The sequence below is a fragment of the Nibrella viscosa genome, from assembly GCF_039541875.1.
In the GTDB taxonomy this organism is placed as follows: Bacteria; Bacteroidota; Bacteroidia; order Cytophagales; family Spirosomataceae; genus Nibrella; species Nibrella viscosa.
Window position 1 is genome coordinate 1 of the sequence record NZ_BAABHB010000023.1, and the last position, 12,621, is coordinate 12,621.

The following is a 12,621-nucleotide window of genomic DNA, read 5'->3' on the forward strand; positions in this document are numbered from 1 at the left end:
TGTGGGCGGGGAATGCTTTGGAGGATAACAATGCTACGGCTCCACATGAGAACGTCATCTACCAGGGTACCAGTAATGATGTGAACGCTATTTATCAGCAGGTACTGAATGCGTCGGGCAATGTGCTTAGCACGTCGTTTTTTAAGCTGAAGGGGTACTATACCGGAGATGTGAATATGAATGGAGAAGTAATCTATGCCGGCACCGGTAATGATTTGGAATTTATATACCAAAATGTGATGAAGAATCATCCTGGTAACATTATGCTCCAGAGCTTCTATATAATTCGTGAACAACTGCCGTAAAATGAAAAAGAATCTGACTATCTTCTTGAGTATGGTGTTTTTTGGAGCCATCAGCACCGTACAGGGCCAGTACCTGTCTCAGCACACGGTTCGTTACATGGTTTCGTATGATGCCAAAAGCCGAATATTTACGGCGTGGGTAGTGCCTGATTATAACACGCCCAACTCAAATAATCCGGAGACTGAGGAGCGGGGCGCCACGGCTCAGTTTACCTTAAAAGTTCCCAGGGAGTTTATACTCGGTACTGTCAAGGACCTTCGGGGTACCTGGGACAAGCAGGCCCGCAAGTTTGGGCAGGAACCTCAACTGCTGCAGGCAGGAGCTAATGCCAGTTATGCGTTTTATGTAATCGGTAAAACACCTGCAGAGACCAACTACGGAGAGTTTCGGCAGGGCGAGCCGGTGGCGCTGTTCACGTTCACAGGACAGGGAGGAGACCCGAGTCAGGTGCAGGTGCTGGAGTCTTCTGATGCGTTTGTAACGCTGGCCAATCAATCCTTTGCCCTGAATGTCGCCGGCAGTTTCTACTCGCGTTCCGGTCAGGTGGCAAGGGTAGATGCTCGCCCGCTGGAGCAGTTTGTACAGCCAACGAGCCTGCCGAATGTGCTGAAGGAGTTACAGGAGCGGTTAGCGCAATTGGCACCTTTTGCTGCCGAATCACAAGAGCTGGAGGTGATAGCGTATCCTAATCCGACAGTAGATGTAGTGAGGGTGAAGTTTTTCTCGCAGGTGGCCGATGAACCCGTGAAGCTGGAGGTGGTGGATCTGAAAGGAGGAGTCAAACAGGCAAAGGAGATAAAGAGCAAAGTAGGCGTAACCACCGTGGAGTTTGATCTGCGGGACCTGCCCGGCAGTTCTTACCTGATTAAAAAGAGTGAAGACAAGGAGGTTGTCACCAAAAAGATTGTCAAGATCTAAGCAGAATGTCAACACGAATGAATTGTAAAAAGGCCCACTCTACGGAGTGGGCCTTCCTGTTTTAGCTTACTACAACAATTGGTGGTACTACCTCCGGATCGTTTTCCGGGGCCTCTTTCTTCTTGTGCGACTTTCTGGCAGGCTTTTTCACGACCACATCATACAAGTCGGTCCGCCGGTCTTTCAGCGTTTGTACCGAGCCGTATTCGTGTAGCTCTTTCAACAGGGACAGATCTACGTCGGCAATAAGCATCATCTCGCTGTTGGGCGTGGCTTCGGCTTTTACTGCATTGTTGGGAAACTGGAAATCTGAGGGTGTAAAGACTGCCGACTGGGCATAGTGAATGTCCATGTTCTGCACTTTAGGCAGGTTACCCACGCAGCCGGAAATGACTACATAACATTCGTTTTCGATAGCCCGCGCCTGCGCACAGTTCCGGACGCGGTAATATCCGTTTTGGGTATCCGTCAGGAACGGCACAAACAGAATCTGCATACCCTGGGCAGACAGAATCCGGCTGAGTTCCGGGAACTCCACATCATAACAGATCACAATGCCGATCTTCCCGCAGTCGGTATCAAACGCCCGGATTTCGTTGCCGCCGACCATGCCGTAGTGCCGCACTTCGTTGGGCGTGATGTGAATTTTGCGGTACTCCTCCCAGGTACCATCCCGCCGGCAGAGATAACCAACATTGTACAACTTACCGTCTTCATCGACCAGCGGCATACTTCCGCCGATGATGTTTACGTTGTAGGAGATGGCAAACTCAACCAGCTTCTGGCGCACCGGCTCGGTAATCTCGGCCAGCTTACGAATCGCCTGCGAGATGGGCATATCGTTGAAGTCGGCCATCAGGGGCGTATTGAAAAACTCCGGCAAGACCAGAAAATCGGCTTTGTAGTCGCTGACCGCATCAACAAAGAACTCAACCTGATCAAAAATGCCCTGTAGGCTTTCGAACAGGCGCATCTGCCATTGAACCACGCCTAAGCGGATAATGGCGTCGGTATGCGGTTTCTTCTCTTTCTCGTCGACGTAATAGATATTGTTCCACTCCAGCAGGGTGGCATATTCCTTCGACTCCAGATCCCGGCGCCAGTAACCCCGCAGGATTTTCTTCACGTGGAAGTCGTTGGATAACTGAAAACTGAGTGTTGGATCATAAACTTCCTTCTGCTTCACTTTGGCAATGTATTCCCTGGGCTTCAGTTCATCGGCATACAGGTTGTAATTCGGTATCCGGCCACCGGCCAGGATACCCCGCAGGTTTAATTGCTCGCAAAGCTCTTTCCGGACGTCGTACAATCGGCGGCCCAGCCGCAGGTCCCGATAGTCGGGGTGAACAAACACCTCGACGCCGTATAGCCAGTCGCCTTTTGGATTGTGCGTTTTAAATGTATACCGCCCCGTGATTTCGTAGTACGTATGGTCGTCGCCGAAATCGTCGTAGTTGATCAGAATAGCCAGCGCCACGGCCACCACTTTCCCGTCAACCTCTACGCAGAACTGACCCTCCGGAAAGAGGGTCAGCAGTTTTTCAATCTTATTTTTCTCCCAATATTCTCCGCCGAGTCCGCTGTAGGCTTCAATCATGGCCTCTTTCAGATCGGCGTAGTCTTCTATTTTAAGATTACGGGTTTGTATCAGCATAAATCAGATTCCTTTGTTTATATAACATCCCCGTACAGATTACCGTTTCAGGCAGACAGTTGTTTTTCCAGTTCGACTAAATGGTCATCCGTGAACGCCAGATGGGTAACAAACCGCACCAGATGCTTGCCGAACGTAACCGACCGGATGTTTTTCTGCTCCAGTTGCTTTACATAATCGGTCGCCAGTATGGAATCGTTTAGCCGGAAAATGACAATGTTGGTGTCAATTGGGTAAATCTCCTCAATCTCCGGCAGCCGTTCGAGCATGGCACCGATTTTGCGGGCGCGGGAGTGGTCGATGCGCAGGCGGTTGATGTTATGGTCGAGGGCGTAGATACCGGCCGCGGCCAGAAAACCGGCCTGCCGCCAGCCACCACCCATCACTTTCCGAAAGCGACGGGCTTGCTTAATAAAATCGGCGCTACCCAGTAGCAGCGAGCCAACCGGGCAACCGAGGCCTTTAGACAAACAGATACTGATGGAGTCGAATAACTGCCCATAAGCCTCAGGCGATTCGCCGGTTTCGACCAGGGCGTTGAACAATCGGGCACCGTCCAGGTGGAGTTTAAGTCCGTGCAGGTCGCAGAGTTGCCGGATCGCCGAAATTTCCGGTACCGTGTAGTAACAGCCCCCCCCTTTGTTGACGGTATTTTCCAGGCAAACCAGCCGGGTGTGCGGCTTATGAATGTCGTCGGGCTGAATATGGGCGCTAACCAGTTCGGGAGTGAGCTTTCCCCGCTTTCCCTGCGGCAGACTGACCGATGCCAGCGCGTTGACCGCGATACCCCCCCCTTCGTAAAGGTACACATGCGAGAGAATATCGCAGATGACATCATCGCCGGGGCGGGTGTGGGTCCGGATGGCCAACTGGTTGGTCATCGTGCCCGATGCGCAGAACAGGGCCGCTTCCATACCGAACATCGCTGCCGCTTTTACCTCCAGGGCATTGACAGTCGGGTCGTCGCCAAATACATCATCGCCGACTTCGGCGGAAAACATAGCCTCCAGCATAGCCGGAGTAGGTTTGGTTATCGTGTCGCTTCGTAAATCAATTAGCATATATACACCGGAGTTGCACTTCCGTTTTTTAAATGCGCAGTTGCCCGAAGTAGTAACCCGGAATGTAATTCCGGCTGTACGTCAAACCGGAATTACATTCCGGGTTACTACTTCGGGGTACACATACAAAGTTCGCAGAGAGAACACTGTATTTGCAATTTAAAAAAATAATCCTGTTAAATCCTGCGAACCAACCCTGCCCGGACGGGACTTGAGAACCTACCGGTTATTTTGTAAATTGCACTGCAATCAGAAAGAATATGAAAGACCTTATTCACTACGCTATACCGGGTTTTGTCATTCTGCTGACTGCCGAAGTCATTGCAACGGCTATTCAGAAGAAAGATTATTACCACACCAAAGATACCGTTAGCAGCCTCGCTATGGGTATTGGCAACGTTATTATCGGGCTGTTGGGTAAAGCGCTGGTATTTGGAGCTTATTCACTGGTATACCAGTTCCGGCTGTTCGAGCTGCCCGCCGATCAGTGGTGGTACTGGGTTTTGCTGTTTTTTGCCGACGATTTTACCTACTACTGGTTTCACCGCACCAGCCACGGCAGCCGGTACTTCTGGGCCTCGCACGTGATTCACCATTCGTCGCAGAGGTATAACCTGGGTACGGCTTTACGGCAAACCTGGACCGGTGCGCTGAGTGGTTCATTTCTGTTCTGGTTGTGGCTACCCCTGCTAGGCTTTCATCCGGCCGCTGTAATGACCATGCAGGCGATCAGTCTGCTGTATCAGTTCTGGATTCATACCGAGTTTATTCATAAGTTTCCGGCACCCATCGAGTTTATCTTCAATACACCCTCGCACCATCGCGTGCATCACGCGTCTGACCTGAAATACCTGGATAAAAACCACGCGGGGGTACTTATCATCTGGGATCGAATGTTTGGTACCTTCGAGCCGGAAGTGGAGCGTCCTACCTACGGGCTTACCCGGAACATCAATACCTATAATCCGGTCCGAATTGCCTTTCATGAATGGACCGATATGATCCACGACATAGCCCATGCCGGTTCGCTGCGTAATGCACTGGGGTATCTGTTTGGCCCTCCGGGCTGGAGCCATGACGGCAGCCGCAAAACCACCAGACAATTACGGGAAGAAGCCCGGCAGCGGGAGCAGGCGACGCAGGAAAAGGAACTGGCGTAAACAGCGGCCGGATTATGCGGGAAAGTATACCTGGAACGTAGCGCCCTGACCGGGCCGACTGCTGGCGGTGATGTAGCCTTTGTGGTTATCGACAACTTTTTTGCAAATGGCCAGGCCGACTCCGGTGCCGCTGTATTCGCTCCGGTTGTGCAGCCGCTGAAAAACCTGAAAGATGCGGTCGAGGTATTTCTCGTCAAACCCGATACCGTTGTCGATCACACTGATCTCGTAGTAGGTTTGCGTAAGCGCCGAGGGCGAAGCGTCCGGAATATGCTGGCCCTGTACCTGTTCACATTTAATACGAACAACAGGTTGCACCTCAGGTCTGTTGAACTTTAAAGCGTTGCTGATCAGGTTCTGAAACAGTTGCCGGAGCTGAAGCGGGTCGCCGTTGATGCTGGGCAGTTGATCAGTTTGTATCTCAGCGTTCTTTTCCTGAATGATTACTTCCAGATCGGTGAGCACTTCCTGTACCACCTCCTGTAGTGAGGTCGACTGAAACGAGTCTCGCGTGCTCGACACCCGCGAGTAGGTAAGCAGGTCCTGAATAAGTACCTGCATCCGGTGAGCTGCATCCTGCATGCGCCGGAGCAGGTTAAGCTGACTGTCGCTCACTTGTCCGCTCACCTGATTTTCCAGCATTTCGCCAAAAGACTGGATCTTCCGGAGCGGCTCCTGGAGGTCGTGCGAGGCTACGTAGGCAAATTGCTGCAGATCGCTGTTGGAACGGGTCAGTTCTTTGTTACTATGCTCCAGGTCCTGCTGATACCGGCGGAGGGTGGTGATCTCACTGGCCGAAACAACAATACCGTCGCCAAATCTGGCCAGGGCCAGGCTATACCAGTGGTTATCCAGGCAGTATTCGACCTCGTATGGGTGGCCATTCTTGATTAGCTCCTCCAGCCGGGCGAGCGCATCCATCTCCTGCAGCCCCGGAAACAGGTGCAGAATAGTCTGGTTCCGGATCTGCTCAATGGGCAGGTTTAGCCACTGCGCCGTCATTTGGTTGACCAGGGTAACCCGCATATCGGCAAGTTTGCCGGTGTCGTCGCGGATGGCTTCGCAGCAGACCAGGGCGCTCAGCGACGTATCGGTTACTCGTTGCAGGAGTTCAGCCTGCTGCTGACGTGCTACTTCTGCCTTTTTGATGCCGGTAATGTCGTTGTAGGAAACCACAACGCTATCCTCGAGCTTCACCACGGATATATCGAGCCAGGACGGTTCGGAGCGGGTTGGGAGCGGATACTGCAATTCTATCCGATAGGGCCGCCCAGTCTCAATTACGATCTTGTATTGATTCACCAGATGGATCTGAGCGTCATCCAGCGGAAATTCGCTAAGCCGGTGACCGAGTACATCGTCGGCCAGGGTGCCCAGATCCTGCTCGACAATGGCATTCATCAACACTATCCGAAAGTCGACAATCTGGCCGGTTTCATCACGAATGCTCTGGTATACTGCCACCCCATTGAGCGACGAGTCTAAGACTCCCTTCAGAATATCTATTGGGGCTAGTGTGCCTTGCATACCCGTTGAGTAAAAGAAATGTAGTAAGGCGGAAACGGATAAAAATAAGGTCAAATTTTACGACATGCGTAGATCCACCTAAAATCTGATTTACTGGATTAGATTGTCAGAATTTATCCCTGTATGCCGGATGAATTATGTTGGCATAGTCCCGGTGCCGTTTTAAATATGTGCCGACAAACGGACAAAGCGGAATAATCTGTAGGTTATGCTGACGAACATACTCCAGCGTTTCCTTAACCAGCCGGCTGCCTACGCCCTGACCTTCCAGCTCCGGCGCTACTTCTGTATGGGTCAGCACCAGGGTGTTGTCATCGAACGGTTGATATTCAATAACAGACAGCAGCCCATCGGTGACCAGTTCAAACCGGTTTTGTTTGGTATTATTGAGAACAGTGGCGCCTTCCAGGTTCATACATAACGATTTAAGAGTTGAACCAGTGAATTAATGAAAATGTTTGGGCTTGATTTAGTCTCCTAAATTCCTAAACTTTACCCACGTCTAATCAACTCGTCTGTATGGCCTCTATTTCTCTGACCGTTAACGGTAAAAAGCATACTCTGGAGACCGATCCGCAGATGCCCCTGTTGTGGGCCGTCCGGGATGTTATCGGTCTGAAGGGTACCAAATTTGGTTGTGGCATGGCCCAGTGCGGGGCCTGCACCGTGCACCTCGACGGTCGGCCGATCCGTTCGTGTGTGACGCCGGTATCGGCTGTTGCCAACAAGAAGATTATCACCATTGAAGGAATTGGTACTGAAGCGAATCTGCACCCGGTGCAGAAAGCCTGGATCGACGAACAGGTGCCGCAGTGCGGCTATTGCCAGTCGGGGCAGATCATGGCCGCTGTGGCCCTGCTGAAAGACAAACCGAATCCTACCGATGCAGACATCGATACCGCCATGCGCGGGCATATCTGCCGCTGCGGTACCTACAACCGCATTCGCAAAGCGATTCACACGGCCGCTGCTATGACCAAAGAAACCGCTTCAACGGGGAAATAAGCTATGAAACCAACCTCACCCATCGATCGCCGTTCGTTCCTGAAAGCCGCCGGACTTACCGGTACAGGCCTGTTTCTTGGTTTCTCGGCAAGTGCCAATGGTGCTCTGACCAATCTGAGCCACGACCCGAAAGCGGTACTGTCGTTTGAACTGCACCCATTTATCGTGATCGACAATGCGGGTACCATTACCCTCATCAACCACCGTCCCGATATGGGGCAGGGCTCCTGGCAGGCCGTTCCGACCATGATTGCTGAGGAACTGGAGGTCAGTCTGGACCAGATCCAGATCAGGCAGTCGAACGGACTGCGCAAGTACGGCGACCAGTTATCGGGCGGGAGCAGTACCGTTCGTACCGGCTGGAAACGACTGCGCGAAGCCGGTGCAGCCGCCCGTGAGATGTTCCGGCAGGCAGCTGCCACTCGGTGGAACGCATCGCTGAACGAGTGCTATGCCGAAATGGGCACCATCAAACACCGGCCAACGGGTAAAGTGCTGGCATACGGTGCATTGGTAGATGATGCCGCTAAACTGCCGGTACCCAAAGACCTGAGGTTGAAAGCCAAAAAAGATTTTAAACTGATTGGCAAGGCCATTCCCCGTCCCGATATTCCGCAGAAAGTAACGGGTAAAGCGGTATTCGGCATGGATATTGACGTGCCGGGTATGCTGTATGCCAGCATGGAACACTCGCCGGTCATTCACGGCAAGGTCGTTTCGATTGACGACAGTCAGGCGAAAAAGATACCGGGTGTGAAGGCTGTCTTCAAAGCCGAGCGCCCGATGCCGCACCGCACCTCTGAAGCCGTTGCCGTAGTGGCTACCAACTACTGGGCTGCGTTGCAGGGACGCCGGGCGTTAAAAATCCAGTGGGACAATGCCGGGTACGATCAAACCATGACCACGGAGCGGTATTATAAGGAACTGCGGGAAAAAGCCGGCCAGCCGGTGGCCCCCTACAACACCATTGGTGACTTTACGGCTACCTACGAAGCGGCTCCCAAAAAGCTGGAAGGCTTGTACGAAACGCCGTTTCTGGCTCACGCTCCGATGGAGCCGGAGGTGGCCGTTGCGCACGTAAAAGACGATGGCTCCTGTGAAGTCTGGGCACCGGTGCAGGGACCTGACGGCACTATTGAACAGGTGGCCGGTTACCTGAAAATCCCTGCTGAGCAGGTAAAAATTAATGTGCCGTTTCTCGGTGGTGGGTTTGGCCGGAAAGCGTACCTGGATTTTGTGCTGGAGGCTGTTACTCTTTCTAAACAGGTAAAGGCACCGGTTAAACTGGTCTGGACGCGGGAAGATGATATTACCCAGGGGCCCTACCGGCCAGGTATGCTCAGCGCCATGCGCGGGGCAGTTGATGCGCAGGGAAATCTGGTGGCCTTTGAACATAAATTAATCGGTGAGTCCATTCAGCGGCAGGTGTTCCGGGCTCCATTGGGCGAGAAAGCTGATGACTGGGCCGGCGAGGCTATTAACCAGGAAGAAAGTCCGTACGCCTTTCCGAACGCCACCATCGGCTGGCGCAACGTACAAACCGATATTCCCATTGTTTGGTGGCGGTCGGTGTACCCGTCCAGCAGTTCGTTCGGCCACGAGTCATTTATCGATGAACTGGCGCACGCGGCTGGTAAAGATCCGCTGTCGTTCCGGCTCGCGTTGCTGGAGAAAAAGGAAGATGAGGTGGCCAAACGATTCGTAACTGTTCTGAAGACGCTGCGGGAGAAAGCTCGTTGGGATCAGCCATTGCCGGCCGGAGCGGGTAAAGGAGTCGCTATTGCCCGGTCATTCGGCAGCATCTGCGCCCACGCCTTCTTTGTATCGAAGAATGGGAATGGCGTGAAGATCAACCGGGTGGTGTCGGTGCTCGACTGTGGTATATACGTCAACCCCGACAATGTGCGGGCCCAAACGGAAGGAAACATCGTATACGGGTTAACGGCCGCAATCAAAAACGGCATTACCATTACCAACGGCCGGGCCGATCAAACCAACTTCCACAACTATCCGGTGCTGCGCATGGACGAAATGCCGGTATCGATCGATATGCACATCATCGAGAACGAAGAAGCACCGGGTGGGGTAGGGGAGCCCGGCCTGCCGCCGGTGGCACCGGCCTTGTGCAACGCTATTTTTTCGGCTACCGGTAAACGAATTCGGAAACTGCCTTTTGACCTAAACGCTGTATAACGCATGATGAGAAAAAGCCTGATTTTACTGCTGATTGTGACGGCCGGCTGGCTGGTAGCGGCTCAGCAGGGTACACCCGGTATAGCCGGAGCCTGGCGCGAAACCAACGCAGTAGGTGGGCCCACTACTGTGCTGATTGCCTCGGATGGCTACCTGATGCAGACGGATTACCGCCCAAATGAATTTGTCAGTACACGAGGGGGAACCATGCGGCAGGATGGCAAGCTGCTGAACTTACTGGTTGAGTTTGATACGAAAGACAGCACCCGTATTGGCGGCACGGAAACGTATGAACTGGCCTTCTCCGGCAACAAGATGACCTTGCTGGGACGTGGCGGTCGCCGAACGTTCGAGCGGGTCGATCAGCCCTCCACTCAGACACCCCTGGCGGGTTTGTGGCGAATTACCGGCCGGCTGGGCGACGATGGTCAGATAAATGCTATGCAGCGCGGGCCACGCAAAACACTGAAACTGCTGACCGGTACCCGGTTCCAGTGGGCGGCCATCAATCCACAGACAAAACTGTTTGCCGGTACGGGTGGCGGTACCTATACGTTAAAAGATGGCAAGTACACCGAAACCATCGACTTTTTTTCCCGCGACAATAGCCGGGTGGGCAAGTCGCTAACCTTTGATGCCGAGATAAAAGGCACCGACTGGTTCCACCGGGGGCAGAGCTCTACCGGGGGTAAAGTCAGTGAGGTCTGGAGCCGGGAATAGCTTATTGTAAAAAGAGGCAGTTGGTCACGACCAACTGCCTCTTTTTACAATAAGCTATTGTTCTTAAGGCCGCGCCTTACTTCGCTTCAATGATTCGATAATAATTTCCTCAAAGCCCGGCAGGGTTTTATACGCGTAAGTTGCTCGCCATTTGGTTTGCTTAAAATCATAGGATGCTTCCAGAAACGGCTTTTCCGCCGGACGGTTTTGCCCGAGCGTTGCGTCATTCTTGCGGACGTTGATCTGAACCGGAATGTTGCGGTGGTACTTGAAATACTCCGGATGCGTCAGATAGCCCAGGGGAGTAGCATCGTAGGGAATGAAGCCTTCAACACCAAACAAGGCTTTCCCCCGCTGTTGCCAGGGGCGCAACTGCTCGTAGACCCACTTGTCGCCTTCGTGGTTATTGTTTAGAAAGTCGATATCGGCCTTACCCAGAAACGTGTACACGCTGCACTCGAAACCAGACAAGACCATAGGTACACTGGCGTTGAAAAGGACACGAAATGACTCCGGATCGCGCTCAAAATTATAATCCGAAACGATTTCTTTTTCCAGCCCCGGCCTGAAGGCGTAGCCCGGCGTTCGCCCCCCGCAAACCACTACCTCTTCAATTTGAGAGGCCAGTTCGGGATGATTCTTAACGACCGTAGCCACGTTTGTGAGCGGGCCGATTGCCAGGATTGCCAGTTTCTCTTTACGAAGTGCGTTGGCCAGGGCCCTGGTCGCATCATTCTCTTCGCCTGGTTGCCGGGCGCTGTCAGATCCTTTGTACACCGGAATTGAGCGGCCCGGACTATACCACGTTAGCAGCTTCTGCGCTATATCGTAGCCGTAATCAACGTAGGTAACCGTGCTGATGCCGACAATATCCACTTTATCGGGATGTTGTAGCGCCATCATCAGCGTAATGCCGTCGTCTACCTCCCGAGGTGCGCGCTCCGGAAGGCCAATCATCAGGTCAGTATCAAACCAGATCCGCCGGGGCTGCAACGGTTGGTTTTGGGCCAGTACTGCCATTGGTGAAAGCAGCAGCGCCATAAAAAGGGATCTTGTCATATTCATTTCAGGTTAATAGCAGTTGTTGGGCATCAGTCAGTAAATCCTGTTTTTGCTCTAATGACAAGCTGAGGGGCAACTGCGCCAGACCGAGAATCCGACGGAGAATTTCAACCCCTGTAAAGCGGTTGAGCAGCGTTTCGTCAAACCCATCAGACCGTTGGTACTGCGCCAGTATAGCCTTGTGCAGATCATCGGGTTGCCGGCTCATTTTCAGGTGAGCAAGCATAACACCCAGGTCAAACTCAGCGGGCCCATAGAAACAAAATTCAGGATCGATAATTTTGAGGCCGTCCTTTGTACGAAGCCAGCTACCGGGATAGTAATCACCGTGTAACAACGTCAGGGGAGCTGAGGCAGACCGGTTGCCCAAATAAATCGCTCCTAACTCCCGGGCAGCTTCGCGCAGGCGGGTATTCTGCTTAAACGGCACAGACAGTGCCTGCAATCCCGGCTGTATGGTATCTAAATCAAACCCGTTTTCTTCCAGAAAGGGGTAACGAAAGATGTGTTCGTGGTTCAACTCGCGCATGGCCCTGTTGGTGAAAGCCGGATCGGGCCTATCAGTCAGAAACTGGCTGTGTAATGCAGACAAAAAAACTACCAGGGCACCCGCTTCCGGTGCCGAAAGTACCTGTCCCGGCTGGTACAGGAACGTATAATCACTGGCAGCTCCCAGGTCTTCGAGCAGGAGAATGTTATGCTCCTCATCCATACCCAGCAGCGCCGGCATAGACCCGCTTAGCGTTTGGCTGGTCTGTACTTTCTGGTAAAAGCGACCTTCTATGACAGCCCGTTCTGCCGGGGCCGGAATAGACGGGTATTTCTCTACATAGCTGCGGGCCTGTTTGATGATTACACTGCGCTGGGACGTAATTATCCGCAGGGTGTAGTTCATGTTTCCTTCGCCGGGCTTTTCCAGCCCGGTTATCGTTTCCTGTTCGCTTAGCCACTGCCTGCTTTTGAGGTAGCGGCTAAGCGCTGTGGGTTCCTGAGCGTTTATGTGCATGGTCAGACA

General features: G+C 52.9%; 12 protein-coding genes. 6 read left to right on the forward strand and 6 right to left on the reverse strand.

The window, feature by feature from the left end; translation table 11 throughout:
* Both ABD931_RS28240 and ABD931_RS28245 read left to right on the forward strand, forming a co-directional pair.
* A partial coding sequence (locus ABD931_RS28240) for a hypothetical protein (protein WP_345271434.1) occupies nt 1-305 on the forward strand: 305 nt, incomplete at its 5' end.
* Between the two features lies 1 nt (nt 306).
* The gene (locus ABD931_RS28245) at nt 307-1,224 is read left to right on the forward strand and encodes a T9SS type A sorting domain-containing protein (protein WP_345271435.1); all 918 of its coding nucleotides are present in this window, start codon (nt 307-309) and stop codon (nt 1,222-1,224) included.
* A gap of 61 nt (nt 1,225-1,285) precedes the next feature.
* Here ABD931_RS28245 and ABD931_RS28250 read toward each other — a convergent pair whose 3' ends face one another.
* Together ABD931_RS28250 and ABD931_RS28255 are read right to left on the reverse strand one after the other, a co-directional pair.
* Entirely contained in the window at nt 1,286-2,878 is a 1,593-nt protein-coding gene (locus ABD931_RS28250) for a GNAT family N-acetyltransferase (protein ID WP_345271437.1), read from the reverse strand.
* Between the two features lie 47 nt (nt 2,879-2,925).
* Nucleotides 2,926-3,939: a threonine aldolase family protein gene (locus tag ABD931_RS28255; RefSeq protein ID WP_345271438.1), complete on the reverse strand. Its 1,014-nt coding sequence runs from the start codon at nt 3,937-3,939 to the stop codon at nt 2,926-2,928.
* Nucleotides 3,940-4,199: 260 nt separating this feature from the next.
* Here ABD931_RS28255 and ABD931_RS28260 point away from each other — a divergent pair, with 260 nt between their 5' ends.
* Nucleotides 4,200-5,099, forward strand: coding sequence for a sterol desaturase family protein (locus ABD931_RS28260; protein WP_345271439.1), 900 nt, complete (start codon nt 4,200-4,202; stop codon nt 5,097-5,099).
* Nucleotides 5,100-5,111: 12 nt separating this feature from the next.
* Here the strand turns inward: ABD931_RS28260 and ABD931_RS28265 are convergent, their stop codons facing one another.
* Together ABD931_RS28265 and ABD931_RS28270 are read right to left on the reverse strand one after the other, a co-directional pair.
* Nucleotides 5,112-6,626, reverse strand: coding sequence for a sensor histidine kinase (locus ABD931_RS28265; protein ID WP_345271440.1), 1,515 nt, complete (start codon nt 6,624-6,626; stop codon nt 5,112-5,114).
* Nucleotides 6,627-6,732: 106 nt separating this feature from the next.
* The gene (locus ABD931_RS28270; protein ID WP_345271441.1) at nt 6,733-7,041 is read right to left on the reverse strand and encodes a GNAT family N-acetyltransferase; all 309 of its coding nucleotides are present in this window, start codon (nt 7,039-7,041) and stop codon (nt 6,733-6,735) included.
* Between the two features lie 104 nt (nt 7,042-7,145).
* On the opposite strand from ABD931_RS28270, the gene ABD931_RS28275 reads away from it, so the two are divergent.
* From ABD931_RS28275 to ABD931_RS28285, 3 genes are read left to right on the forward strand one after another with little or no spacing between them, the layout of a single operon-like run.
* Nucleotides 7,146-7,631 carry a (2Fe-2S)-binding protein gene (locus tag ABD931_RS28275; protein ID WP_345271443.1) on the forward strand — a complete coding sequence of 162 codons (486 nt, stop codon included), beginning with the start codon at nt 7,146-7,148 and terminating at the stop codon, nt 7,629-7,631.
* A gap of 3 nt (nt 7,632-7,634) precedes the next feature.
* Nucleotides 7,635-9,824 carry a xanthine dehydrogenase family protein molybdopterin-binding subunit gene (locus ABD931_RS28280; protein WP_345271444.1) on the forward strand — a complete coding sequence of 730 codons (2,190 nt, stop codon included), beginning with the start codon at nt 7,635-7,637 and terminating at the stop codon, nt 9,822-9,824.
* 3 nt (nt 9,825-9,827) lie between these two features.
* The gene (locus ABD931_RS28285; RefSeq protein ID WP_345271445.1) at nt 9,828-10,544 is read left to right on the forward strand and encodes a membrane or secreted protein; all 717 of its coding nucleotides are present in this window, start codon (nt 9,828-9,830) and stop codon (nt 10,542-10,544) included.
* Between the two features lie 63 nt (nt 10,545-10,607).
* On the opposite strand, the gene ABD931_RS28290 is transcribed toward ABD931_RS28285, so the two are convergent.
* Nucleotides 10,608-11,603, reverse strand: a complete 996-nt coding sequence (locus ABD931_RS28290; RefSeq protein ID WP_345271446.1) for a nucleoside hydrolase — start codon at nt 11,601-11,603, stop codon at nt 10,608-10,610.
* Nucleotides 11,604-11,610: 7 nt separating this feature from the next.
* Nucleotides 11,611-12,612, reverse strand: a complete 1,002-nt coding sequence (locus tag ABD931_RS28295) for a phosphotransferase (protein ID WP_345271447.1) — start codon at nt 12,610-12,612, stop codon at nt 11,611-11,613.
* Between the last annotated feature and the right edge of the window lie 9 nt (nt 12,613-12,621).